At 43.0% G+C, this 24,954-nt stretch carries 22 protein-coding genes, 12 tRNA genes and 3 rRNA genes; 33 read left to right on the forward strand and 4 right to left on the reverse strand.

Annotation, left to right across the window (positions count from 1 at the left end; all coding sequences use genetic code 11):
• Nucleotides 1-5: 5 nt before the first annotated feature.
• From ABIE66_RS01415 to ABIE66_RS01440, 6 genes are all read left to right on the forward strand, one after another.
• On the forward strand, nt 6-1,016 hold the full coding sequence (locus ABIE66_RS01415) for a PP2C family protein-serine/threonine phosphatase (protein WP_289318758.1): 1,011 nt from the start codon (nt 6-8) through the stop codon (nt 1,014-1,016).
• 59 nt (nt 1,017-1,075) lie between these two features.
• Nucleotides 1,076-1,408 carry an anti-sigma factor antagonist gene (locus tag ABIE66_RS01420; protein WP_063236355.1) on the forward strand — a complete coding sequence of 111 codons (333 nt, stop codon included), beginning with the start codon at nt 1,076-1,078 and terminating at the stop codon, nt 1,406-1,408.
• On the forward strand, nt 1,405-1,878 hold the full coding sequence (gene rsbW / locus ABIE66_RS01425; RefSeq protein WP_034306366.1) for an anti-sigma B factor RsbW: 474 nt from the start codon (nt 1,405-1,407) through the stop codon (nt 1,876-1,878). Before ABIE66_RS01420 ends, rsbW begins: the two co-directional genes overlap by 4 nt.
• Entirely contained in the window at nt 1,856-2,644 is a 789-nt protein-coding gene (sigB, locus tag ABIE66_RS01430; RefSeq protein ID WP_289318761.1) for an RNA polymerase sigma factor SigB, read from the forward strand. Before rsbW ends, sigB begins: the two co-directional genes overlap by 23 nt.
• Nucleotides 2,641-3,252: a PP2C family serine/threonine-protein phosphatase gene (locus ABIE66_RS01435; protein ID WP_370013650.1), complete on the forward strand. Its 612-nt coding sequence runs from the start codon at nt 2,641-2,643 to the stop codon at nt 3,250-3,252. Before sigB ends, ABIE66_RS01435 begins: the two co-directional genes overlap by 4 nt.
• A gap of 92 nt (nt 3,253-3,344) precedes the next feature.
• Nucleotides 3,345-5,528, forward strand: a complete 2,184-nt coding sequence (locus tag ABIE66_RS01440; protein WP_370013651.1) for a Tex family protein — start codon at nt 3,345-3,347, stop codon at nt 5,526-5,528.
• Nucleotides 5,529-5,606: 78 nt separating this feature from the next.
• On the opposite strand, the gene cmpA is transcribed toward ABIE66_RS01440, so the two are convergent.
• Complete coding sequence (gene cmpA, locus ABIE66_RS01445; RefSeq protein WP_089364909.1) at nt 5,607-5,726, reverse strand: cortex morphogenetic protein CmpA; 120 nt, start codon at nt 5,724-5,726, stop codon at nt 5,607-5,609.
• A gap of 83 nt (nt 5,727-5,809) precedes the next feature.
• On the opposite strand from cmpA, the gene ABIE66_RS01450 reads away from it, so the two are divergent.
• The 20 genes from ABIE66_RS01450 to tsaD all read left to right on the forward strand — a co-directional run bounded on the left by ABIE66_RS01450 (nt 5,810) and on the right by tsaD (nt 15,496).
• Nucleotides 5,810-6,289, forward strand: coding sequence for a SprT family protein (locus tag ABIE66_RS01450; RefSeq protein WP_289323425.1), 480 nt, complete (start codon nt 5,810-5,812; stop codon nt 6,287-6,289).
• A 132-nt stretch (nt 6,290-6,421) separates the two neighbouring features.
• Nucleotides 6,422-6,496: transfer RNA gene (locus ABIE66_RS01455), tRNA-Asn, on the forward strand.
• 6 nt (nt 6,497-6,502) lie between these two features.
• Nucleotides 6,503-6,593: transfer RNA gene (locus tag ABIE66_RS01460), tRNA-Ser, on the forward strand.
• A 17-nt stretch (nt 6,594-6,610) separates the two neighbouring features.
• A tRNA-Glu gene (locus tag ABIE66_RS01465) sits at nt 6,611-6,682 on the forward strand.
• A gap of 15 nt (nt 6,683-6,697) precedes the next feature.
• Nucleotides 6,698-6,773 (forward strand) — tRNA-Asp (locus ABIE66_RS01470).
• Between the two features lie 78 nt (nt 6,774-6,851).
• Nucleotides 6,852-6,926, forward strand: a tRNA-Gln gene (locus tag ABIE66_RS01475).
• A gap of 10 nt (nt 6,927-6,936) precedes the next feature.
• Nucleotides 6,937-7,012, forward strand: a tRNA-Lys gene (locus tag ABIE66_RS01480).
• 9 nt (nt 7,013-7,021) lie between these two features.
• A tRNA-Leu gene (locus ABIE66_RS01485) sits at nt 7,022-7,103 on the forward strand.
• Nucleotides 7,104-7,162: 59 nt separating this feature from the next.
• Nucleotides 7,163-7,248, forward strand: a tRNA-Leu gene (locus ABIE66_RS01490).
• Nucleotides 7,249-7,266: 18 nt separating this feature from the next.
• Nucleotides 7,267-7,343: transfer RNA gene (locus tag ABIE66_RS01495), tRNA-Arg, on the forward strand.
• Nucleotides 7,344-7,350: 7 nt separating this feature from the next.
• Nucleotides 7,351-7,427, forward strand: a tRNA-Pro gene (locus tag ABIE66_RS01500).
• Nucleotides 7,428-7,457: 30 nt separating this feature from the next.
• Nucleotides 7,458-7,531 (forward strand) — tRNA-Gly (locus tag ABIE66_RS01505).
• A 102-nt stretch (nt 7,532-7,633) separates the two neighbouring features.
• A 16S ribosomal RNA gene (locus ABIE66_RS01510) occupies nt 7,634-9,184 on the forward strand.
• Nucleotides 9,185-9,359: 175 nt separating this feature from the next.
• Nucleotides 9,360-12,292 (forward strand): 23S ribosomal RNA (locus ABIE66_RS01515).
• Between the two features lie 118 nt (nt 12,293-12,410).
• Nucleotides 12,411-12,526 (forward strand): 5S ribosomal RNA (gene rrf / locus ABIE66_RS01520).
• Together the 16S, 23S and 5S rRNA genes with 12 tRNA genes alongside form the textbook arrangement of a ribosomal RNA operon.
• Nucleotides 12,527-12,592: 66 nt before the next feature.
• Nucleotides 12,593-12,666: transfer RNA gene (locus ABIE66_RS01525), tRNA-Met, on the forward strand.
• A gap of 200 nt (nt 12,667-12,866) precedes the next feature.
• On the forward strand, nt 12,867-13,319 hold the full coding sequence (tsaE, locus tag ABIE66_RS01530; protein ID WP_370013653.1) for a tRNA (adenosine(37)-N6)-threonylcarbamoyltransferase complex ATPase subunit type 1 TsaE: 453 nt from the start codon (nt 12,867-12,869) through the stop codon (nt 13,317-13,319).
• Nucleotides 13,319-14,011, forward strand: a complete 693-nt coding sequence (gene tsaB / locus ABIE66_RS01535; protein WP_289318766.1) for a tRNA (adenosine(37)-N6)-threonylcarbamoyltransferase complex dimerization subunit type 1 TsaB — start codon at nt 13,319-13,321, stop codon at nt 14,009-14,011. Before tsaE ends, tsaB begins: the two co-directional genes overlap by 1 nt.
• A 22-nt stretch (nt 14,012-14,033) precedes the next feature.
• Nucleotides 14,034-14,483 carry a ribosomal protein S18-alanine N-acetyltransferase gene (rimI, locus tag ABIE66_RS01540; protein WP_370013654.1) on the forward strand — a complete coding sequence of 150 codons (450 nt, stop codon included), beginning with the start codon at nt 14,034-14,036 and terminating at the stop codon, nt 14,481-14,483.
• Nucleotides 14,483-15,496 carry a tRNA (adenosine(37)-N6)-threonylcarbamoyltransferase complex transferase subunit TsaD gene (tsaD, locus tag ABIE66_RS01545; RefSeq protein WP_289318768.1) on the forward strand — a complete coding sequence of 338 codons (1,014 nt, stop codon included), beginning with the start codon at nt 14,483-14,485 and terminating at the stop codon, nt 15,494-15,496. The genes rimI and tsaD overlap by 1 nt, the downstream gene beginning before the upstream one ends.
• A 278-nt stretch (nt 15,497-15,774) precedes the next feature.
• On the opposite strand, the gene ABIE66_RS01550 is transcribed toward tsaD, so the two are convergent.
• Complete coding sequence (locus tag ABIE66_RS01550) at nt 15,775-17,694, reverse strand: ABC transporter ATP-binding protein (protein ID WP_289323428.1); 1,920 nt, start codon at nt 17,692-17,694, stop codon at nt 15,775-15,777.
• 131 nt (nt 17,695-17,825) lie between these two features.
• Here ABIE66_RS01550 and moaC point away from each other — a divergent pair, with 131 nt between their 5' ends.
• Both moaC and ABIE66_RS01560 read left to right on the forward strand, forming a co-directional pair.
• The gene (moaC, locus tag ABIE66_RS01555) at nt 17,826-18,332 is read left to right on the forward strand and encodes a cyclic pyranopterin monophosphate synthase MoaC (RefSeq protein ID WP_289333670.1); all 507 of its coding nucleotides are present in this window, start codon (nt 17,826-17,828) and stop codon (nt 18,330-18,332) included.
• 30 nt (nt 18,333-18,362) lie between these two features.
• Complete coding sequence (locus ABIE66_RS01560; RefSeq protein ID WP_289318771.1) at nt 18,363-19,025, forward strand: redox-sensing transcriptional repressor Rex; 663 nt, start codon at nt 18,363-18,365, stop codon at nt 19,023-19,025.
• A 28-nt stretch (nt 19,026-19,053) separates the two neighbouring features.
• Here the strand turns inward: ABIE66_RS01560 and ABIE66_RS01565 are convergent, their stop codons facing one another.
• Nucleotides 19,054-19,266 (reverse strand): YdiK family protein, encoded by a 213-nt coding sequence (locus tag ABIE66_RS01565; protein ID WP_061461201.1) that lies wholly within the window; start codon nt 19,264-19,266, stop codon nt 19,054-19,056.
• Nucleotides 19,263-19,988, reverse strand: a complete 726-nt coding sequence (locus tag ABIE66_RS01570) for a CPBP family intramembrane glutamic endopeptidase (RefSeq protein WP_370013655.1) — start codon at nt 19,986-19,988, stop codon at nt 19,263-19,265. The genes ABIE66_RS01565 and ABIE66_RS01570 overlap by 4 nt, the downstream gene beginning before the upstream one ends.
• Nucleotides 19,989-20,324: 336 nt before the next feature.
• Between ABIE66_RS01570 and groES the strand changes: the two genes are divergently transcribed.
• The 5 genes from groES to ABIE66_RS01595 all read left to right on the forward strand — a co-directional run bounded on the left by groES (nt 20,325) and on the right by ABIE66_RS01595 (nt 24,945).
• On the forward strand, nt 20,325-20,609 hold the full coding sequence (gene groES, locus ABIE66_RS01575; RefSeq protein ID WP_053348954.1) for a co-chaperone GroES: 285 nt from the start codon (nt 20,325-20,327) through the stop codon (nt 20,607-20,609).
• A 58-nt stretch (nt 20,610-20,667) separates the two neighbouring features.
• The gene (groL, locus tag ABIE66_RS01580; protein WP_063235581.1) at nt 20,668-22,305 is read left to right on the forward strand and encodes a chaperonin GroEL; all 1,638 of its coding nucleotides are present in this window, start codon (nt 20,668-20,670) and stop codon (nt 22,303-22,305) included.
• 628 nt (nt 22,306-22,933) lie between these two features.
• A complete protein-coding gene (locus ABIE66_RS01585; protein WP_370013656.1) occupies nt 22,934-23,245 on the forward strand; it encodes a WXG100 family type VII secretion target in 312 nt (103 codons plus the stop codon).
• Between the two features lie 24 nt (nt 23,246-23,269).
• On the forward strand, nt 23,270-23,437 hold the full coding sequence (locus ABIE66_RS01590) for a hypothetical protein (protein WP_157831085.1): 168 nt from the start codon (nt 23,270-23,272) through the stop codon (nt 23,435-23,437).
• A gap of 260 nt (nt 23,438-23,697) precedes the next feature.
• Nucleotides 23,698-24,945 carry a glycine zipper domain-containing protein gene (locus ABIE66_RS01595; protein ID WP_370013657.1) on the forward strand — a complete coding sequence of 416 codons (1,248 nt, stop codon included), beginning with the start codon at nt 23,698-23,700 and terminating at the stop codon, nt 24,943-24,945.
• Nucleotides 24,946-24,954: the final 9 nt, after the last annotated feature.

Genomic DNA, 24,954 nt, shown 5'->3' on the forward strand with positions numbered 1-24,954 from the left:
GGACTATGGATATTAGGGAGAACATGGAGAAAAAGTATCATGAGGCGCTTTCTACTTATCTTAAAGACCAAAATGAGCAAGCACTCTACCAAGGGCAAAAGATTAGCCGCCTACATATTAAATACAATATATCTCCTGAAGAAATCATCAGTATGCATAAAAATAACTTAATGGAACTTTACCCGGAATTACCGGGAAAAGTATTGGATTCTTTCGATTTTTTGCTGGAAGTCATGATGGGCTATGGCATAGCATACCGTGAACATCAAAGCCTTAGACATCAACAGCAGGAACTGAAAACGGAAATTGAGATTGCGGCAAACGTTCAACATACTCTTTTGGAAACGGAAATTCCTGATATCAAAGCTCTTGAAATTGGGGCGATCAGTGTTCCGGCCAGACAGATGAATGGAGATTATTATCATTTTGTTCAAGATGAAAATGAGCGAATCGGGGTAGGGATAGCTGATGTCATAGGAAAAGGCATTCCTGCTGCATTGTGCATGTCGATGATTAAATATGCGATGGATAGTCTTCCGGAGCATCGACATGAACCGAAAAGCGTGCTTGAGAGTTTGAACCGTGTTGTGGAGCATAATGTGGATCCAAGCATGTTCATAACCATGTTCTATGGTTTATATGATCCGCATGACAGGCAATTTTCCTATGCTTCAGCTGGACATGAACCTGGATTTTACTATGATGCCGCTACAGGTACATTCAGCGATTTGGATGCAAAAGGTTTGTTGCTTGGAGTTGATAAAAAAACAAGGTATCGCCAATATGAAAAAACGGTGAATGGCGGAGACATGATCATTTTATTATCTGATGGAGTAACGGAGTGCCGGACGAATGATGGGTTCATAGAAAGGGAAACGCTTATTGGTTTCATTAAAAAGAATATGCACTTACAAGCCCAGGAAATGGTGAATAATATATATAAGCAATTGGAGAAAATGCAGAACTTCCAACTGCGGGATGATTTCACATTAATAATTTTAAAATCAAATGTTTAGTATTGTTTCCGCTGGGTATAGATATAAGAAAGATGAGCATTTAAAGAGGTGGGTCAAGGATGAATATAACTGTAGATGTTAATGAATTAAATACTGAATTTATTGTAAAACTAAAAGGTGAAATCGATGCCTATACTGCACCAAAACTAAGGGAATCACTATTTCCGATTTCAGAGCAGGACAATGTTTCGATTACTATTGATTTAACCGAAGTTTCCTATATGGATAGTACGGGACTTGGGGTATTTGTCGGTGCTTTTAAAAGCGTAAGGGCACATAATGGCGAATTCACTTTAGTTGGGTTATCAGAAAGGTTACGACGTTTATTTGATATTACTGGTCTTGCAGATATCATTGATATAAAAAGTGGTACAGAGGGTGGGTTAGAATGAGTCAAGTATATGATTACATCGAAATGAAAATACCTGCAAAACCGGAATTCATCGGTGTCATTCGTTTAACGCTTTCTGGAATAGGTAGCCGGATGGGGTTTGCGTATGATGAAATTGAGGATTTGAAAATCGCTACCAGTGAGGCTTGTACAAATGCAGTACAGCATGCATATAAGGATTCCGAAAAAGGTGAAGTGAAAGTGAGTTTCGGGCTTTATCCTGACCGTTTGGAGGTCATGGTTTCTGATAGCGGTAAGAGCTGTAATTTCGAAGAGGTTCGCCAAGGGCTCGGTCCATACGAAAATGGACAAAAAGTCGAACTCTTGAGAGAAGGAGGCTTGGGTCTTTACCTCATTGAAACTCTGATGGATGATGTGAAAATTCATCAGCATGACGGGGTTACAGTATTTATGACTAAGTTTTTAGAAGGAGAGCAGGTGGAGATGGATGCAAAAACAGTCTCAACCTAATCAGGCACAAAGAGAACAGGTAAATGAATGGATTAGAGCTTATCAGCAAGACCAAGATGATGAAGCACAGAGCAATCTAGTCATCCATTATAAAAGTTTGGTTGAAACAATCTCCCGTAAGTACGCGAAAGGAAAATCGTTTCAGGAGGATATCTCCCAGGTCGGCATGATTGGTTTATTAGGTGCCATCCGACGATATGATGAATCCTTTGGTAAGAGCTTTGAGGCATTTGCCGTCCCTACTATAATTGGGGAAATCAAAAGGTTCTTGCGTGACAAAACTTGGAGTGTCCATGTGCCAAGAAGAATAAAGGAACTTGGTCCAAAAATCAGGGTGACTGTCGAGGAATTAACAACGACACTTCATCGTTCACCAAGAATAGATGAAATAGCCGATTGTATAGGAGTGACTGAAGAAGAAGTTTTAGAAGCGATGGAAATGGGAAAAAGCTATCAAGCTTTATCTGTTGATCATTCTATTGAGGCGGACTCTGATGGCGGTACTGTCACATTACTTGATATATTCGGTAATGTCGATGAAGGTTTTGAAAAGGTCAATCAGCGCCTCGTGCTCGAAAAGGTGCTGCATGTGTTAAGTGACCGTGAAAAGATGATCATTCAACATACTTATTTAGAAAATTTAAGTCAAAAAGAAGCTGGCGATAAACTTGGAATTTCTCAAATGCATGTGTCGAGACTCCAGCGACGCGCGATCAAGAAACTTCAAGAAGCGATTAATGCTGAAAACTCGGAGTTAATTCAGTGATCAAAGATATTCTGAGGGGAGAAAGAATTGAAGTCCTTGTCTCTCAATCCTCAAAAAACGGGATGGTTTATTGTGGTGATGATTACTTCTTTCTTCATACGAAAGAGTACTTTGTGTGTGTACTGGCTGATGGGCTAGGTAGCGGGAAAAACGCTTACGAATCTTCCCATGCAGTCATCGAGGAAGTAAAACGTAATCATGAGTTGGATGTAGAATCACTAATGGCAGTGTGTAATCAAGTTTTAATCGATAAGCGGGGGGCCGCCGTTTCCATTTTGAAGATATTTTATGACAAGAATGAATTTGTATACAGTTCAGTGGGTAACATCCGCTTTTTCCTGTATAATCCAAGCGACGACAAACTAGTTTACCCTCTACCTGTTACAGGGTATTTATCCGGCAGGAAACAAAAATACCGGACGCAGAGCTACAAATTTGAACCAAATGCAAAATTCATTCTTCATTCCGATGGTTTAGAACTTAAGGGAGCTAAATCTTTTTTAAAAAGGCTGGTCCCTATCGATAAGAACGCCAAATGCATTTTAGAAAGCAGTCCAACAACTGCAGATGATACAACTTTCATTTTAGGAAGCTTACTTTCGTCGTAATTCGGAAGTGAGCTTTTTTGTGTTGAATTCGCAACTTCATCTCTCATTTGCTAGACTATATATATAAGATCAAAAGGTTGGGGGTAAACATAATGATCGTTGTAGAAGATACATTAAAAGAATTGATTAAACAAATATCCAATGAGCTAACTTTGAAAAATCATCAAGTTCAAAACGTCATACAGATGCTGCAAGAGGGGAATACTGTTCCCTTTATTGCCCGATATAGAAAAGAAATGACAGGTTCACTTGATGAAGTGCAGATTCGATCCATCATGGAAAGGTGGAACTACCTGGAAAACTTAGGCCAGAGGAAAGCGGAAGTTACGCGTTCGATTGGTGAACAGGGGAAATTGACGGAAGAATTAAAAAGGCAAATCGAGAAGGCGACAAAACTGCAGGAAGTCGAAGATTTATACAGGCCATTCAAGCAAAAAAGGAGAACGAAAGCGACGGTCGCTAAAGAAAAGGGTCTTGAACCACTGGCTACTTGGCTTCTTGAATGTCAAATCCATGCTCGAGTTAGCGAAAAAGCCACTGAATTCGTATCCGCAGAAAAAGAAGTTCCTTCTATTGAAGAGGCTATTGCAGGAGCGCAGGATATCATAGCAGAACATATTTCCGATGATGCAGAATTAAGGAAGTGGATAAGGGCTGAAATTTTCAAAGCTGGAAAAATAATTTCGACTGTGAAAAATGAGGAGAAGGACGAGAAAAGAATCTTCGAGATGTACTATGAATATGAGGAGCCGGTTCAAAGGATCGTACCCCATCGGGTTTTGGCACTTAATAGAGGTGAAAAGGAAGAGGTTTTACGAATATCCATTCAGCCTCGTACGGAAATCATAATTGGTCATTTGGAACGGAAAATCATTAAAAATAACAAATCTGAAGCCCAAGATGTTCTTAAATCGGCAATTGAAGATGGACTTAAGCGTTTGATCATGCCCTCGGTGGAACGGGAAATCAGAAAAGAGCTGACGGAAAAAGCTGAGGATCAAGCTATCCATATTTTCTCTGAAAACCTCCGGAACCTGCTCTTGCAGCCTCCGCTTAAAGGGAAAGTGGTCCTCGCTCTCGATCCGGCATATCGGACGGGCTGTAAGTTGGCTGTCATTGATGAAACGGGAAAGGTACTGGATATCAGTGTAATCTATCCGCATCCTCCTGTTGCGAAGTTTAATGCTGCCCGGGAAAAAACAATCGAAATACTTCAGCGGTTCTCAGTTGAGATTGTGGCAATCGGCAACGGGACGGCATCACGTGAATCAGAGCAATTCATCGCAGATATTCTAAAAGAAGTGAACGGGAATATTTCATATATTATTGTTAATGAAGCGGGAGCCAGTGTGTATTCAGCCTCGGATATTGCCCGTGAAGAGTTTCCGGATCTTCAAGTAGAGCAGAGAAGCGCCGTATCAATTGGCAGAAGGCTCCAAGATCCCCTTGCCGAACTTGTTAAAATCGATCCTCAATCCGTGGGGGTAGGACAGTATCAACATGATGTGTCCCAGAAAAAGTTAACGGAATCCCTCACCTTTGTAGTAGAAACAGCTGTTAACCAGGTGGGCGTGAACGTCAATACCGCTTCATCGTCACTATTACAATATGTAGCTGGTTTATCAAAATCGGTTGCTCAAAATATTGTGAAGAAAAGGGAAGTGGAAGGGAAGTTTTCAAGCAGGAAGGAATTAAAGAAGATTCCCCGCCTTGGTGCCAAAACATATGAACAATGCATAGGGTTCCTGCGTATCATTAATGGAGATGAGCCTTTGGATCAAACTGCGATACATCCTGAGAACTACAGTGCCGTGAATAAATTGTTGAAGAAAATGGGATTCACATCTGTGGATTTAGGCAGTGATGCACTTAATGAAGAATTAAGGAAACTAAATCCGGCCGAGTTAGTCAATGAATTGGAAATTGGGGAAATTACGATTCAAGATATCATTGATGATTTGATGAAACCGGGAAGAGATCCTCGGGATGAATTATCAAAACCACTGCTTAAGCAGGATGTACTGAAAATGGAGGATCTACAAACTGGGATGGAATTACAAGGCACAGTGAGGAATGTTGTGGATTTCGGTGCGTTTGTGGACATTGGTGTCAAACAGGATGGACTGGTGCATATTTCTAAACTAAGCAACCGGTTTGTAAAACACCCATTGGATATAGTTGCCGTTGGGGATGTTGTGACGGTTTGGGTAGAACTGGTCGACTCTCAAAAGCAAAGGGTTTCCTTAACTATGCTCGAGCCAAAGAATCAAATCTAGCCTATGGAAAGCTCCTTCTATATTAGAAGGGGTTTTTTTAGCGAAGCGAATGTATGTTATATTTCGAACAAGTTGAATCTATAACCGGAGACTTTCTTTTTTTTGATAAAAAAACCAACATTGATTCAACATCTTCACTTGATAATAATCCTTTTCATAAAAGGCTTTACGTATTTGATTCTGGAACCAATTAGGCATAGCTTTTCCTCCCTTAGTTTCCTATTGTATTATTAGTCTATGTTATAATGGGTTGTCATGTTACCAAGGAAAGGGAGGGGGAGATGGATAATCTGCAATTGCAAAAACTAGTCGAAGAAATTTCGTTGAAAGACTTTAAAAAGACCTTTAACCACGTAGCCACTTTTAATCCGCGTCTCCGAACTACAGGAGGACGATACTTGCTGCGTTCACACAATATAGAAATCAATAAGAAGTATCTTGATGAACGCGGTGTGGAAGAAATGATTGGCATCATAAAACATGAATTGTGCCATTATCATCTGCACATCGAGAAGAAAGGGTATCAGCATCGTGATGCGGACTTTAAGCAATTACTTAAAAAAGTCGGGGCACCGAGATTTTGTGAGCCACTCCCATCAAACCAAGTAAAGAGAAAGATGAATACTATTCAATATAAATGTGAAGACTGTCAGCAGGTGTATGTAAGAAAAAAACGAATCGACACTACCCGTTTCGTTTGTGGTAAATGTCGTGGAACGTTGATTTACCAAGGGTTCAAGGAAGAAAAAACAAAAATATAAAAAAACACAAAAGAACCCTTGACTTTAGGTTGCAACCTCTTTATAATCATAAGAGTCGACAAGATAACAACTTGTTCTTCACGACAAACACTAAGGTCCTTGAGCGTGAAAAAGGAACCCAATTTTCATTATTCCGCAGTAGCTCAGTGGTAGAGCATTCGGCTGTTAACCGAACGGTCGTAGGTTCGAGTCCTACCTGCGGAGCCATTTTTTGGGGAAGTACTCAAGAGGCTGAAGAGGCGCCCCTGCTAAGGGTGTAGGTCGCGTAAGCGGCGCGAGGGTTCAAATCCCTCCTTCTCCGCCAGTTACACATTTTATCAAGGCCCATTGGTCAAGCGGTTAAGACACCGCCCTTTCACGGCGGTAACACGGGTTCGAATCCCGTATGGGTCACTTTCTAATAATGCTGGTCCCGTGGTGTAGCGGTTAACATGCCTGCCTGTCACGCAGGAGATCGCGGGTTCGATTCCCGTCGGGACCGCCATTTTTTTTAAAAAATACTTGCTAAAATAATATTGTGGTGATATAATATTAACCTGGCTGTTAATTAGTATTTGATTAGTGGGCTATAGCCAAGCGGTAAGGCAACGGATTTTGATTCCGTCATGCGAAGGTTCGATCCCTTCTAGCCCAGCCATTTTCATTTGGAGCCATTAGCTCAGTTGGTAGAGCATCTGACTTTTAATCAGAGGGTCGAAGGTTCGAATCCTTCATGGCTCACCATTTATTTTCGCGGGTGTGGCGGAATTGGCAGACGCACCAGACTTAGGATCTGGCGCCGCAAGGCGTGGGGGTTCAAGTCCCTTCACCCGCACTGATATTTTTCTTCTTGACATCAAGTTGAAAAGGTGTTAAGCTTACAAAGTCGCTTTCGCGGTCGTGGCGGAATGGCAGACGCGCTAGGTTGAGGGCCTAGTGGGGGAAACCCCGTGGAGGTTCGACTCCTCTCGGCCGCACCAATAACATCATAGAAATTAGCGCCCGTAGCTCAATTGGATAGAGCATCTGACTACGAATCAGAAGGTTGTAGGTTCGACTCCCGCCGGGCGCACCATATTTTACGGGAAGTAGCTCAGCTTGGTAGAGCACTTGGTTTGGGACCAAGGGGTCGCAGGTTCGAATCCTGTCTTCCCGACCATTCTTTCTGAAAATATCTTAAAAATTAAATGCGGGTGTAGTTTAGTGGTAAAACCTCAGCCTTCCAAGCTGATGATGAGAGTTCGATTCTCTTCACCCGCTCCATTATTATTATTGCTCTTTGAAAACTGAACAAAACAAAGCGCCAACGTTAAATTTTAAGTGAGCACACACTATCAAAAAAGCAAAATGAGCAAGTCAAACATTTCTTCGGAGAGTTTGATCCTGGCTCAGGACGAACGCTGGCGGCGTGCCTAATACATGCAAGTCGAGCGAATCGATGGGAGCTTGCTCCCTGAGATTAGCGGCGGACGGGTGAGTAACACGTGGGCAACCTGCCTATAAGACTGGGATAACTTCGGGAAACCGGAGCTAATACCGGATACGTTCTTTTCTCGCATGAGAGAAGATGGAAAGACGGTTTCGGCTGTCACTTATAGATGGGCCCGCGGCGCATTAGCTAGTTGGTGAGGTAATGGCTCACCAAGGCGACGATGCGTAGCCGACCTGAGAGGGTGATCGGCCACACTGGGACTGAGACACGGCCCAGACTCCTACGGGAGGCAGCAGTAGGGAATCTTCCGCAATGGACGAAAGTCTGACGGAGCAACGCCGCGTGAACGAAGAAGGCCTTCGGGTCGTAAAGTTCTGTTGTTAGGGAAGAACAAGTACCAGAGTAACTGCTGGTACCTTGACGGTACCTAACCAGAAAGCCACGGCTAACTACGTGCCAGCAGCCGCGGTAATACGTAGGTGGCAAGCGTTGTCCGGAATTATTGGGCGTAAAGCGCGCGCAGGTGGTTCTTTAAGTCTGATGTGAAAGCCCACGGCTCAACCGTGGAGGGTCATTGGAAACTGGGGAACTTGAGTGCAGAAGAGGAAAGTGGAATTCCAAGTGTAGCGGTGAAATGCGTAGAGATTTGGAGGAACACCAGTGGCGAAGGCGACTTTCTGGTCTGTAACTGACACTGAGGCGCGAAAGCGTGGGGAGCAAACAGGATTAGATACCCTGGTAGTCCACGCCGTAAACGATGAGTGCTAAGTGTTAGAGGGTTTCCGCCCTTTAGTGCTGCAGCTAACGCATTAAGCACTCCGCCTGGGGAGTACGGCCGCAAGGCTGAAACTCAAAGGAATTGACGGGGGCCCGCACAAGCGGTGGAGCATGTGGTTTAATTCGAAGCAACGCGAAGAACCTTACCAGGTCTTGACATCCTCTGACAACCCTAGAGATAGGGCTTTCCCCTTCGGGGGACAGAGTGACAGGTGGTGCATGGTTGTCGTCAGCTCGTGTCGTGAGATGTTGGGTTAAGTCCCGCAACGAGCGCAACCCTTGATCTTAGTTGCCAGCATTCAGTTGGGCACTCTAAGGTGACTGCCGGTGACAAACCGGAGGAAGGTGGGGATGACGTCAAATCATCATGCCCCTTATGACCTGGGCTACACACGTGCTACAATGGATGGTACAAAGGGCTGCAAACCTGCGAAGGTAAGCGAATCCCATAAAGCCATTCTCAGTTCGGATTGTAGGCTGCAACTCGCCTACATGAAGCCGGAATCGCTAGTAATCGCGGATCAGCATGCCGCGGTGAATACGTTCCCGGGCCTTGTACACACCGCCCGTCACACCACGAGAGTTTGTAACACCCGAAGTCGGTGAGGTAACCTTTATGGAGCCAGCCGCCTAAGGTGGGACAGATGATTGGGGTGAAGTCGTAACAAGGTAGCCGTATCGGAAGGTGCGGCTGGATCACCTCCTTTCTAAGGATAATTACGAGAGCGCTTTTGTTTTGTTCAGTTTTGAATGAGTAATTCATTCAGATAGGGAAGAAAAACATCACGATGTGATGGATTCTTTCTGCTTTGTTCCTTGAAAACTAGATAATAGATAGAAGGCAATTAATTTTTTTCAAAGCATCTGTAAGATCTTTTTAACGGTTAAGTTAGAAAGGGCGCACGGTGGATGCCTTGGCACTAGGAGCCGATGAAGGACGGGACTAACACCGATATGCTTCGGGGAGCTGTAAGTAAGCTTTGATCCGGAGATTTCCGAATGGGGAAACCCACTGTTCGTAATGGAACAGTATCTTTACCTGAATACATAGGGTACTGAAGGCAGACCCGGGGAACTGAAACATCTAAGTACCCGGAGGAAGAGAAAGCAAATGCGATTTCCTGAGTAGCGGCGAGCGAAACGGAATTAGCCCAAACCAAGAGGCTTGCCTCTTGGGGTTGTAGGACACTCAACATGGAGTTACAAAGGAACGGGGTAAATGAAGTGACCTGGAAAGGTCCGTCAAAGAAGGTAAAAACCCTGTAGTTGAAACTTCGTTCCCTCCTGAGTGGATCCTGAGTACGGCGGGACACGAGAAATCCCGTCGGAAGCAGGGAGGACCATCTCCCAAGGCTAAATACTCCCTAGTGACCGATAGTGAACCAGTACCGTGAGGGAAAGGTGAAAAGCACCCCGGAAGGGGAGTGAAATAGATCCTGAAACCGTGTGCCTACAAGTAGTCAAAGCCCGTTAATGGGTAATGGCGTGCCTTTTGTAGAATGAACCGGCGAGTTACGATTTCATGCGAGGTTAAGTTGATAAGACGGAGCCGCAGCGAAAGCGAGTCTGAATAGGGCGAATGAGTATGAGGTCGTAGACCCGAAACCAGGTGATCTACCCATGTCCAGGGTGAAGTTCAGGTAACACTGAATGGAGGCCCGAACCCACGCACGTTGAAAAGTGCGGGGATGAGGTGTGGGTAGCGGAGAAATTCCAATCGAACCTGGAGATAGCTGGTTCTCTCCGAAATAGCTTTAGGGCTAGCCTCAAGATGAGAGTATTGGAGGTAGAGCACTGATTGGACTAGGGGCCCCCAACGGGTTACCGAATTCAGTCAAACTCCGAATGCCAAATACTTATTCTTGGGAGTCAGACTGCGAGTGATAAGATCCGTAGTCGAAAGGGAAACAGCCCAGACCACCAGCTAAGGTCCCAAAGTATACGTTAAGTGGAAAAGGATGTGGAGTTGCTTAGACAACCAGGATGTTGGCTCAGAAGCAGCCACCATTTAAAGAGTGCGTAATAGCTCACTGGTCGAGTGACTCCGCGCCGAAAATGTACCGGGGCTAAACGTATCACCGAAGCTGTGGATTGACACCATTAGGTGTCGATGGTAGGAGAGCGTTCTAAGGGCGTTGAAGTCAGACCGGAAGGACTGGTGGAGCGCTTAGAAGTGAGAATGCCGGTATGAGTAGCGAAAGAAGGGTGAGAATCCCTTCCACCGAATGCCTAAGGTTTCCTGAGGAAGGCTCGTCCGCTCAGGGTTAGTCGGGACCTAAGCCGAGGCCGAAAGGCGTAGGCGATGGACAACAGGTTGATATTCCTGTACCACCTATACATCGTTTGAACGATGGGGGGACGCAGAAGGATAGGGTAAGCGCGCTGTTGGATATGCGCGTCCAAGCAGTTAGGCCGGAAACGAGGCAAATCCCGTTTCCATTAAGGCGGAGCTGTGATGGCGAGGGAAATATAGTACCGAAGTTCCTGATTCCACGCTGCCAAGAAAAGCCTCTAGTGAGATGTAAGGTGCCCGTACCGCAAACCGACACAGGTAGGCGAGGAGAGAATCCTAAGGTGTGCGAGAGAACTCTCGTTAAGGAACTCGGCAAAATGACCCCGTAACTTCGGGAGAAGGGGTGCTTTTTAGGGTGAATAGCCCGGAAAAGCCGCAGTGAATAGGCCCAGGCGACTGTTTAGCAAAAACACAGGTCTCTGCGAAGCCGCAAGGCGAAGTATAGGGGCTGACACCTGCCCGGTGCTGGAAGGTTAAGGGGAGAGGTTAGCGCAAGCGAAGCTTTGAACCGAAGCCCCAGTAAACGGCGGCCGTAACTATAACGGTCCTAAGGTAGCGAAATTCCTTGTCGGGTAAGTTCCGACCCGCACGAAAGGTGTAACGATCTGGGCACTGTCTCAACGAGAGACTCGGTGAAATTATAGTACCTGTGAAGATGCAGGTTACCCGCGACAGGACGGAAAGACCCCGTGGAGCTTTACTGCAGCCTGATATTGAATTTTGGTACAGCTTGTACAGGATAGGTAGGAGCCTGAGAAGCCGGAGCGCTAGCTTCGGTGGAGGCGTTGGTGGGATACTACCCTGGCTGTATTGAAATTCTAACCCGCGCCCCTTATCGGGGTGGGAGACAGTGTCAGGTGGGCAGTTTGACTGGGGCGGTCGCCTCCTAAAGAGTAACGGAGGCGCCCAAAGGTTCCCTCAGAATGGTTGGAAATCATTCGTAGAGTGTAAAGGCACAAGGGAGCTTGACTGCGAGACCTACAAGTCGAGCAGGGACGAAAGTCGGGCTTAGTGATCCGGTGGTTCCGCATGGAAGGGCCATCGCTCAACGGATAAAAGCTACCCCGGGGATAACAGGCTTATCTCCCCCAAGAGTCCACATCGACGGGGAGGTTTGGCACCTCGATGTCGGCTCATCGCATCCTGGGGCTGTAGTCGGTCCCAAGGGTTGGGCTGTTCGCCCATTAAAGCGGTACGCGAGCTGGGTTCAGAACGTCGTGAGACAGTTCGGTCCCTATCCGTCGCGGGCGCAGGAAATTTGAGAGGAGCTGTCCTTAGTACGAGAGGACCGGGATGGACGCACCGCTGGTGTACCAGTTGTCTTGCCAAAGGCATAGCTGGGTAGCTACGTGCGGACGGGATAAGTGCTGAAAGCATCTAAGCATGAAGCCCCCCTCAAGATGAGATTTCCCATGGCGCAAGCTAGTAAGATCCCTGAAAGATGATCAGGTTGATAGGTCAGAGGTGGAAGCGTGGCGACATGTGGAGCTGACTGATACTAATAGATCGAGGACTTAACCAACGCTTTTTAAAAAATGAAATACCTTCTTATTATCTAGTTTTGAAGGAATGAAAATTTCTTCTTGCATTTTGATCTCATACATGATATGATAATGAATGTACTGAAAAAAGATTAAATGTTTGGTGGCGATAGCGAAGAGGTCACACCCGTTCCCATTCCGAACACGGCAGTTAAGCTCTTCAGCGCCAATGGTAGTTGGGGGTTTCCCCCTGTGAGAGTAGGACGCCGCCAAGCTATAATCTTCGTATCCTTTTTGAGAAAATGGGAATACTAAATTTATAAAAGTAGCATTTATACCGTCGCGGGGTGGAGCAGTCCGGTAGCTCGTCGGGCTCATAACCCGAAGGTCGCAGGTTCAAATCCTGTCCCCGCAATCATGAAAAAAACGAAACTTAGGTTTCGTTTTTTTGTTTTATCCGAAATTCGAATAATTATGTCCCTAACTTATTTGTTTCTTCTTTTGAAACAAGGTAAACTACATATAGAATGGTTATTGTTCCATAATACTGCGTTTATGGTTCTCTTGATATGAACTATAGGACGTTTTCCTAATAATGATAAAGGTGATTGATATATGCAACATTTTGAATGGATTTCTCAGGGTGAAGAAGAAACAGCGCAATTTGCGCATGAATTGGCACAAAAACTTTCGAGTGGTGATGTACTTGCTTTAGAAGGTGACCTGGGTGCAGGAAAAACGGCATTCACAAAAGGGCTAGCTAAAGGATTAGGTGTAACTAGAGTTGTAAATAGCCCTACTTTTACAATAATAAAGGAATACATCGGGCGACTGCCTTTATATCATATGGATGTATATCGGGTAAGTGAATCAGAAGATGATTTAGGCTTTGATGAATATTTTGAAGGTGATGGTGTGACTGTCGTTGAATGGGCCCATTTAATAAAGGATCATCTCCCGGATGAAATCTTGACCATATATATTTATCGTCTTAGTGATACAAGCAGGCGTATTGTCTTAGAGGCCAAAGGCGAACGATATGTAACGTTATGTAAGGAGATTATTTGATGAAGGTTTTAGCTATAGATACATCGAATTTTACATTAGGGATTGCACTGGTAAACGGGAGTCAAGTAATTGGTGAGTATACGACGAACCTAAAGAAAAATCATTCGGTTCGGGTAATGCCAGCAATTGAAACGCTGCTAAGTGATTGTGATACTAATCCTAAGGAATTGACTAAGATAGTGGTCGCTCAAGGTCCAGGCTCCTATACAGGTGTCAGGATTGGTGTGACGATTGCGAAAACCTTGGCATGGACGCTTCAGATTCCGTTATCAGGTGTATCCAGTTTGGAAGTATTAGCAGCCAATGGACGTTATTTTAACGGGTTGATATCTCCCTTGTTCGATGCAAGAAGAGGGCAGATTTATACTGGATTATATGAAATGGAAAACGATTTGTTAAAAACAGTCATGGAAGATTGTAATATTCTATCCTCTGAGTGGGCGATCCGATTGAAGGAATTAAATCGTCCCGTTTTATTTGTTGGTCAAGATGTGGATATCCATCGGGATGCTATTACGGATGCATTGGGCAATTTAGCAGTATTTGCTCCGGTACAGTCCTTTAACTCAAGACCAAGCGAACTTGCTTTCATTGGTCTTGAGAAGGACGAAGTGGATGTTCACCAGTTTGTACCGAATTATATTCGCATGGCTGAAGCAGAAGCTAAGTGGCTTGAACAGCAGGGGAAATAAAAAAGGAAAGCGACCGATTATTATGAGTAAAACATTGACGTTCCGAAAGATGAAAACGGAAGATATCGACCAAGTGCTTAACGTGGAAAAGCAGTCCTTTACATTGCCTTGGAGCCGGGAAGCCTTTTTTAATGAATTGAATCATAATCAATATGCTGTGTACATGGTGATAGAGGATGAGGGGAAAATTGCCGGTTATTGCGGTGCGTGGATCGTCATTGATGAATCGCACATTACCAATATTGCTATTTTACCTGAATACCGTGGGCAAAAGCTTGGAGAAGCTTTGCTCAGGAAGATGATTGAAATCTCCATTGCGATGGGTGTGGTGAGGATGACGCTTGAGGTCCGTGTCAGTAATGCAGTGGCCATTTCACTTTACGAAAAACTAGGTTTCCAAATGGGTGGAATCCGGAAAAATTATTATACAGATAATCAAGAAGATGCTTATGTTATGTGGGTGAATTTTTAATGAAAACAGATCAACTTATATTAGGAATTGAAACCAGCTGCGACGAAACTGCGGCAGCTGTCATAAAAAATGGAACAGAAATACTGAGCAATGTCGTGGCTTCACAAATAGAAAGCCATAAACGTTTTGGCGGTGTCGTCCCCGAAATAGCTTCCCGTCACCATGTAGAGCAAATTACGATTGTTCTTGAAGAGGCACTGCTCCAGGCAGGTGTGACATATGAAGATTTGGATGCCATTGCCGTTACAGAAGGCCCCGGACTTGTAGGGGCACTATTAATAGGCGTGAATGCAGCTAAGGCTGTAGCTTTCGCACATGGAATCCCGATTGTTGGTACGCATCATATTGCGGGCCATATCTATGCAAATAGACTTATTCAGGAAATCCAATATCCTGCCCTTTCTTTAGTCGTTTCGGGAGGTCATACGGAATTGGTGCTTTTAGAAGAACCGGGTTCTTTCAAGGTGATAGGGGAGACGCGGGATGATGCAGCAGGAGAGGCGTATGATAAAGTGGCTCGAACTTTGGGGCTCCCTTATCCTGGTGGACCGCATATAGATAGGCTTGCGCAAGAAGGCTCACCAACTTTGAAACTGCCCCGAGCATGGTTGGATGGCAGCTATGACTTTTCTTTCAGCGGGTTGAAATCAGCAGTAATCAACACTTTGCATAATGCAGAACAGCGCGGGGAAGAAATTGAACCTAAAGATTTAGCGGCAAGTTTCCAAGCAAGCGTGATAGAAGTGCTTGTTATGAAAGCTGTAAAGGCTGCAAAGGAATATAATGTGAAGCAGGTACTGCTTGCTGGAGGAGTTGCGGCAAATAAAGGCCTGAGGGAAGCGTTAACGGAAGCTTTTAAGGATTTACCTATGGATATATCGATTCCGCCCCTCTACCTTTGTACGGACAATGCGGCCATGATCGGTGCTGCTGGCAGTGTCATGTTTGAAAAAGGAAAGCGCTCTGGATTGGATTTGAACGGAAATCCTGGATTGGATATAGAAGCATTTTGATTGACGAGAAGGCAGGATTCCGAACTTCGGCATCCTGCCTTTTTATCGTGTTTAATAAAAAAATAGAATATTCTGTGGATAAAGTTTTTTTGATAATCATACTGGGTGTGTATAAATGGGTGGTTTTGTGGATAAGTGGATATGTTTCTGTGGATAATGTGTATAACTCAAATTAATGCCTAGTGAACGGTAAGTAATTTGTTAACAAGTTTGTGGATAACTTTCTGAACCATTTTACATGAAAAAGAAAAGACCGAGTCATTTGACTCGGTCAATTGTCATTCTTCCAGCTCAGCCCATTCTTCGAGAAGCCGGTCCAATTTTTCCTGTGCTTTATCAAGCTTTGTTTGGACTTCCATTACTTTCTCATGATCTTGGAAAACATTTGGGTCACAAAGAAGTTCATTATACTCGTTTATTTCGGTTTCAAGAAGCTCCATGGCAGCCTCGATATCCTCAATGCGCCGTTTTCGCTGACGTTCGGCTTTTTTTGCTTCTTTATCGATTTTATAATTTGTTTTTTCTACGAATACATCTAAGGTTTTCGCTTGATTCTCCTGTTCAAGTGCTTTGATTTCCGCTTGCTCCTGTTTCTTCTCCACATAGTAATCATAATCACCGAGGAATTCTTCGTTGCCGTCTTTGGAGAGCTCGATCACTTTCGTTGCTATCCGATTAATGAAATAACGGTCATGTGAAACGAAAAGAATAGTTCCCGGATAATCGATCAATGCGTTTTCAAGCACCAATTTACTATCGAGGTCTAAATGGTTCGTTGGTTCATCAAGAATTAAAAAGTTCCCTTTTTCCATCATCATTTTGGCTAGAGCAAGCCGGGCCTTTTCGCCGCCGCTTAGTGTGGAAACGGTTTTTAAAACATCGTCCCCGCTAAAAAGGAAATTACCGAGTACGGTGCGTATGTCCTTTTCCGGTTTAAGGGGATAGTCATCCCATAATTCATTGAGTACGCGTTTATTGGAAACAAGGTTAGCCTGTTCCTGATCGTAGTAACTGACTTCGACGTTCGTTCCGAAACGGAAATCCCCGGAAAGTGCAGGCAGTCTAGAGATGATCGTTTTCAATAACGTTGATTTTCCAACGCCATTTGGGCCAACAAGAGCTATGCTCTCTCCTTTTGTCATCCGGGAATTTATATTTTTTGATACCATTTCCCCTTCATAGCCGATAGCCAGGTCCTGAAGGTGAAGCACTTCATTTCCGCTTTGCTTTTCAATCTGGAATGAAAAATTTGCGGATTTTTCATCACCTTGCGGCTTGTCCAATACATCCATCTTTTCGAGCTGTTTGCGTCTGCTTTGTGCTCTTTTCGTGGTGGAAGCCCTTGTGATATTGCGTTGGACAAAGTCGCGAAGCTTTTCGATTTCCCCTTGTTGTTTCTCGAAAAGCTTCATGTCCCGCTCATAATCTTCCGCTTTGCCCTCTAGGTAAGAACTATAATTACCATAGTATTTTTTCATGTTGTTCCGGGAAATTTCATATACCTGGTTTACGACCTTATCTAGAAAATAGCGGTCATGGGAAACAATAAGAACAGCTCCTTGGTAGCCTTGTAAATATTGCTCAAGCCAAGAGAGCGTTTCGATATCCAAATGGTTCGTTGGCTCATCCAGAATCAATATATCCGGTTTCCTTAAAAGCAGTTTCCCTAAAGCAAGTCTAGTTTTTTGCCCACCGCTTAAAGTGGAAATTGGGGTAGAATAGTCAAAGTCAGCAAACTGAAGTCCATGCAATACGGAACGGATATCCGCTTCATATTGATAACCGCCCTTTTCTTTGAATGCTACCATCAAAGTGTCATATTCATTCAACACTTTTTGGTAAATTACTTCGTTTTCAAAGATGTCAGGTCTGGCCATATCGGCCTCAAGGCGACGCAGTTCTTTTTCTTGCTCTATAAGGTCCTTGAATACTGTCAGCATCTCATCCCAAATGGTAAGTTCCGATTCCAGTCCCGTATCCTGGGCCATATAGCCGATGGTGACGCCTTTTGGTTTGATTATTTCACCGCCATCATGGGAAATCTGCCCGGCTATGATTTTTAGCAGAGTGGATTTCCCGGCGCCGTTACGGCCAACAAGTGCAATTCGATCTTTATTTTGAACTTCGAGCTTCATATTTGATAAAATAAGTTCAGCTCCATAATATTTCGATAGTTGATTGATTTGTAATAAAATCATAGATTTCACCTCAATTGATTATTGTTAGTGTAACGTATTTTAGTTATTATCGGCAACAGCTTGGTTCCAAGCTAAAACAAGCTGTTACATAAAGTGGAATAATAGTGTATGATTTAGGAGGGGTTACTTAAATGGGAGACTTAACGCATTTTAATGAGCAAGGCAGGGCCAAAATGGTTGATGTGAGTGCTAAGCCTGAAACAACCCGGACGGCTATAGCTCAATCGAGCATTTTATTGAACGATGAAATATATGAATTGGTCACGAACCAGAAAATGAAAAAGGGTGATGTACTGGCTGTTGCACAAGTTGCAGGAATAATGGCCAGCAAGAATACATCCAATATAATTCCGATGTGCCACCCCATTGCTCTGCAAGGGGTCAATATAGCCTTTGATTGGGAAAAGGAAGATCAAGGATATAGGCTTAGGATTGAAACGGAAGCTAAGACAAAAGGGAGTACAGGTGTGGAAATGGAAGCGTTAACAGCTGCATCCGTGACTGCCTTGACTGTTTATGACATGTGTAAGGCCATTGATAAGGGAATGGTAATCGGGCCTACATTCTTAGTGGAGAAAACAGGCGGAGTTTCTAGCAACGATTATAAAAGACAAGTAAAACAAACAGATAGAGATTAAGTTGAAAAGCATGTGTGAAGGCGGGGAAGAATGATGAACCATGACCCAAAGATACCGCAGGCAACAGCCAAAAGGTTGCCATTGTATTATCGATTTTTAAAAAACTTACATTCCTCAGGCAAACAAAGAGTTTCCTCGGCAGAGCTAAGCGAAGCCGTAAAAGTGGATTCTGCTACCATTCGCCGTGATTTTTCCTACTTTGGCGCGCTTGGGAAAAAAGGCTACGGCTACAATGTCAATTATTTATTATCCTTCTTTAGAAAAACACTAGATCAGGATGAATTGACAAAAGTCGCTTTAATCGGGGTAGGAAATTTAGGGACCGCTTTTTTAAATTACAATTTCATGAAAAATAATAATACGAAGATTGAAATGGCATTCGAAGTCTCTGAAGATAAGGTCGGCAAGCAAATAGCTGATGTGCCAATCTACCATATGGATCAAATCGATACACTATTGCAGGAAAATAATATTACTGCGGCTATTTTGACAGTGCCTGCCCAGGTAGCCCAGACGATAACCGATCGTCTAGTCAAAGCCGATATAAAAGGAATATTGAATTTCACACCTGCACGGCTGACAGTACCTCCATCCATAAGGGTTCACCACATTGACCTGGCTGTGGAGCTTCAGTCGCTCATCTATTTTCTGAAACATTATCCTGTAATGGAAGAAGCCGCATTGGAGGAATGAAAAAAACGCTGCATCATAGCAGCGTTTTTTATTTTTTCTTATTTTTTTGGGCGGCTTTAATCTTAAAGTGAAGCATGATCATGCGTAATCCCGATCCAAAGTCGAGGGTCGCGATCAGTACAAGTATGTAGGCAAAGATTCCCCATCCTGAAGAACTGACGGTTTGAATCGCGATAGCGGTAAAAAGAGCTCCTAAGCCTGCATAGATGATGCCCATGAATAATGGTGATTGACGTTTCATAATAAACCTCCGATGAATGCCTGTGCAGTATCTATCATCTTCTCAATATCTTTCCGATATACCACTTGAAGGATGATAACAAGCGTATTCATCGCAACATGAGCGCTAATGGACACGAGGATGCGGCCCGTTTTCGCATAAAGGAAAGCAAAGGTGAAGCCCATTGCCGAATATAAAAGAAGATGTTCCAATTCACCATGCGCCAAGCCGAAAATAACTGAACTGAGTAAAGCTGAAATAAAGAAGTTAAAGCGTTTATGAAGTGATCCGAAAATGATTTTCCGGAAAATGATTTCTTCCAATATAGGTCCAATTACTGAAGTGACGAAAATGACCATGGGGACTTGGTAAATGAGTGAAATGAGCTGCTGCGTATTTTCAGATTCAGGCTCCACCCCAAGCATCTGTTCAATGCTCCCGGCAATGCTTTGCGCAAAAAGAGCCATGAACACTCCTGCTATTGCCCATAATATGGACATGGGAATAGAATCTTGATTCCTTGTGTCCACCTTTTCCCTCATATCTTTTCTTATTAAAAAAAGAATCAAGGATAGAGCAACGAGAAAGCTGAATACGATCCAGTATGCTGCAGACTTCACTTGGAGTTCATCAGCAGGCATTCCAGTTGAAGACCCGATCAGCATGAAAATGGGTACCCCAACGATACTGGATAATTGCATGGCAATGTAAGTGATGATGACGAACCAATATTCTTTTTTCAAAAATGAAAACTCCTTTTATTTTGTCACCCATTTCGCTTAGAACGTTCCAAATATGGGGACAATCAATAAACGCATACTCCAAAATGGTATCAAATATTGAAGCATAACACCACTTAAAGGTACCCCTAATCAAACATTTCAGTCACTTTGTTAAAAGAATCATTATGCTAAAGTAGTATACCCGTAATTTATCAGAAATTAATAAAAAATTTTCGATAAGATACTTGCAAAAAAGGCTCGGTTTATTTAATATTATAAATGTGTTAGCACTCGATGATGAAGAGTGCTAATAATCATGAAACAAATTATCAAGAGAATATGAGGAGGTTGTTTCACTTGTTAAAACCATTAGGTGATCGCGTTATTATTGAACTAGTTCAATCTGAAGAAAAAACTGCAAGCGGTATTGTTCTTCCTGATACTGCAAAAGAAAAGCCACAAGAAGGTAAGGTAGTAGCTGTTGGTACTGGCCGTGTCCTTGAAAATGGCGAACGTGTTGCTTTAGAGGTTGCCCAAGGCGATCTAATTATCTTCTCAAAATATGCAGGTACTGAAGTTAAATACGAAGATACTGAATACTTAATTTTACGTGAAAGCGACATTCTAGCTGTAATCGGCTAATTATACATCATACTTAACTGAACGAAAATTTTCTTAAATTTTAGGGAGGTACTTATAAATGGCTAAAGAAATTAAATTTAGTGAAGAAGCACGCCGCTCCATGCTTCGTGGTGTGGACGCACTTGCAGATGCAGTTAAAGTAACGCTTGGACCAAAAGGTCGTAACGTGGTTCTTGAGAAAAAATTCGGTTCACCGCTTATCACTAATGACGGTGTGACGATCGCTAAAGAAATCGAACTCGAAGATGCATTCGAAAACATGGGTGCGAAATTGGTTGCTGAAGTAGCAAGCAAAACAAACGACGTAGCTGGTGACGGTACAACTACTGCAACGGTTCTTGCACAAGCCATGATCCGTGAAGGTCTTAAAAACGTAACAGCTGGCGCTAATCCAATGGGTATCCGTAAAGGAATCGAGAAAGCGGTCAATACTGCAATTGCAGAATTGAAAGCCATTTCCCAACCTGTTGAAAACAAAGAATCGATTGCACAAGTTGCTGCCATCTCTTCAGCTGATGAAGAAGTGGGCCAACTGATTGCTGAAGCAATGGAGCGCGTTGGTAACGACGGCGTCATCACAATCGAAGAGTCAAAAGGTTTCACTACTGAATTGGACGTTGTAGAAGGTATGCAGTTCGATCGTGGATATGCATCTCCATACATGGTTACTGATTCAGATAAAATGGAAGCTGTCCTAGAAAATCCATACATCTTGATCACAGATAAAAAAATCACGAATATCCAAGAAATCCTTCCTGTACTTGAGCAAGTTGTTCAACAAGGGAAACCGCTATTATTGATTGCTGAAGATGTAGAAGGCGAAGCGCTTGCAACTCTTGTTGTGAATAAACTTCGTGGAACATTCAACGCAGTTGCGGTTAAAGCTCCAGGATTCGGTGACCGTCGTAAAGCAATGCTTGAAGACATCGCAGCTCTTACAGGCGGCGAAGTAATCACTGAAGAAATCGGTCTTGACCTTAAATCTGCAACAATCGATTCATTAGGCCGTGCGTCTAAAGTGGTTGTTACAAAAGAAAATACAACGATCGTTGAAGGTGCTGGAAATACAGCTCAAATTCAAGCTCGTGTAAACCAAATCCGTGTTCAATTAGAAGAAACAACTTCTGAATTCGACCGTGAAAAATTACAAGAACGCCTTGCTAAATTAGCTGGTGGTGTAGCGGTAATCAAAGTCGGTGCAGCTACTGAAACAGAATTAAAAGAACGTAAACTTCGTATTGAAGATGCATTGAACTCCACTCGTGCCGCTGTTGAAGAAGGTATCGTAGCCGGTGGTGGTACAGCACTTCTTAACGTATACAATAAAATCGCTGAAATTCAAGCGGAAGGCGACGTAGCAACAGGCGTGAAAATCGTTCTTCGTGCCATCGAAGAGCCTGTACGTCAAATCGCACACAACGCTGGACTTGAAGGCTCTGTAATCGTAGAGCGCCTTAAAGGCGAAGCAGTAGGTACTGGCTTCAACGCAGCTACTGGCGAATGGGTCAACATGATTGCATCCGGTATCGTCGATCCTACTAAAGTAACTCGTTCAGCTCTACAAAACGCTGGTTCTGTAGCAGCTATGTTCTTAACAACAGAAGCTGTTGTTGCTGACAAACCAGAACCTGCTGGCGCTGGCGGCATGGGCATGCCTGATATGGGCGGCATGGGCGGAATGGGCGGCATGATGTAATAACGCCCAAGAACCTTTGATATATAAGGGTTTTGAATAAAGGTAAATTGAAATGCTAACATTTCTTGCCTGATTAGAGGCTTCTCATTAATTGACCAAATTAATGAGAAGCCTCTTTTTTCATTTCTTTCGTTACATGCAGATAAACGTTTTTGGTTGTTTCATCATCACAGTGGCCTAACCGATCCATAATCTCTTCAAATCTATGTGTAGTTTTACTTTAAAAAGAGAGCTGTTTTGCCTAAATAAGGAACCAAACTGTTCCCCTCCTGAATGAAACTGCAAGTCTCAATTCATCTATTACTCAAAAGTTCCTCAACCGAATACTTCTATAGCTTTCCAACCACCTCCATTTTTAACGGCAGAAATGGATAAACCTTCTCCTCTGCATGAGGAAAATTCCAGTTTTCCTCGTTATATCATGGCATATTTGCCAACTACACTCGTTATGTTAATAAAATAAAACATTCTTCCTATATCTATTTCTGATTTCAATACTGGGGGCCTATGGAAGTGACTTGGTAATTATAGTAACATTTACTTATCTATAATAGGGAATTTTTGTATTAAAATGGTAATTGAGAATAAATAGAGAAAAAGTGCGTTGACTCAATAATGAGGTGAAAAGATGAATTCGGATAAAGTCAGAGCATTAACAAAAGTGTTTCAGGAATCTTCTGAGGAATTAAAATTAGATGAATCAAAATTAATGCAGAGTATACATACAAATACGGCGACATGGGCTGGCGAAGCCCAGAAAAAATTTGATTCAATACTAGATGAAGCAGCTGTCCTATTTCAAAGACATTCAGACAATCTTTATCAAATAAGTAGAGAATTAGAAAGCGCAGCAAATGATGTTGACAGAGTGAGAGAAGAGATTGAAAGACAAAGAGAATTAGAGCGGCTTGCTTGTATGAAGGATGTAGAAACAAAATGAATGAAGGATATAAAGAGGTGTCATATGAAGCCGAAGAATAGGGATCGTAAAAGTTTGGAAGAGGAAGGCTGGATCCTCCCGGATAAGAATAAGCAAAATAAAGATGGTAGTTTACTCCCCGGCTGCGGTGGTTTTTTTATTTTGTTCATTCAATTTGGTGTTTTGGCACATCAAATAATCACTCTTTTTTAAGTCTACCTTATGTCCGCTAAAGTTTTACAACTGTACTTGCCAATAATGATAATTGTTTTGAGAGGTTTAAAATGGCTCGTAATAAGTAGAGACAAGGAAAGAAAAAAGAAGATGAGGGTAAGCAAGGAATGGATGAAAATTGGGTACCGGGTTGTGTCGACCTATTTATCCTGCCTTTACAGATTATTCTATTAGGACATCACTTTTTTCATAGTATATAGATGAAATAGTTCATAAAGGAAAAGAAAGAGGATGATACAGTGGGGAATAGAATTTCAGTAGACCCAGATCGTTTAGAAGGTTTAGCAAATGAGTTTGTCTCGCACTTGTCAAAAATTGAAGAAGAATACAAGAGTCTTCATTTGGAACTAGTGAACCTAATTAGCAGTGCTCCAGCAGAGTATAGTCATTGTTTTTATCAAGTAGGAGATCCGTGGGGAACAGGAAATCAATTAGTTGACCTTCTGAGTGAAATGGAGATCGACCTTCGAATGACCGCCAATAAATTTTCCGATGCTGATAACTTAGTCGGTCAACTTTATAAACTGCATGAGAAATATGGAGCGCTCACTGCGATGGGTGCTTTAGTATCAAAACAGCTGGCATTTTATGGGCTAAGTTTTACGCAATTTATCAAAAATAGTGATGATGTCTATATGTATAAACATATGAATGCCCTAAATAAACTAACAGATGTAGTCGATAATTCCAAATTTCGTAATGTAGCAAGAGCCTATTTAAATCCAACCTTTTTATTGGAAAAATATAGAGATGTTCCATTTGCTGATTTAGTTCACAAAAAGGTTGCTAAATATCTTCCTGGTGATGTTGTTAAGTATACAGATAGTTCAAAGGCATTATTTGAAGGGATTAAGCATCGAGCATTGGACTCTACAACGTTTAAATCATTTCTTCAGACGGGAGCGAAATTTGCAAAAACCAACGCTGTTAGTGCAGTACTAGTAACAGGAGTAATGGAAGCAGGCGGAATGGGACTGAAAATTTCCGAAAACTATGCGAAATATGGAAATAATCCAGAGGTCTTAAAGCGAGAAAATGCAAAAGCGGTAGGAAATGCAGTGAATAATACCGTAGCGATTTCTGGAGGTTCCATTGCGGGAGCATTCGTAGGAGGTGCTCTAGGAAGTTTAGTAGGCCCAGTCGGTACGGTTGTAGGAGCCGCTGCAGGTTCATTTGTAGGAGGACTTGTTGGAGAGCAAGCGGCTAAACTTACGGCAGGGATAGCAGAGAAAGCAACGATTGTCATTAAAGAACCTATACATGATGGGCTTGAACCGATTAAAGGTGGTTTGGAGAAAGCTGGGAAAGTTGTTGAAGGTGTTAATAAAGGTGCTGATTTCGTAAATAATCAAATTAAGGATACTATTGCTGACCCAATAGGGAAGGTGGGGGAAATTGGTAAGGGATTATCGAAAGCAAAAGAAACAGCGAGTTCCCTTGTCGATGGAGCAAAAGATTTTTTTGAGGATGAATTTTCATTTTTTTAAGGAGGATAT

This window comes from Peribacillus sp. B2I2 (assembly GCF_041261685.1).
GTDB lineage: Bacteria > Bacillota > Bacilli > Bacillales > DSM-1321 > Peribacillus.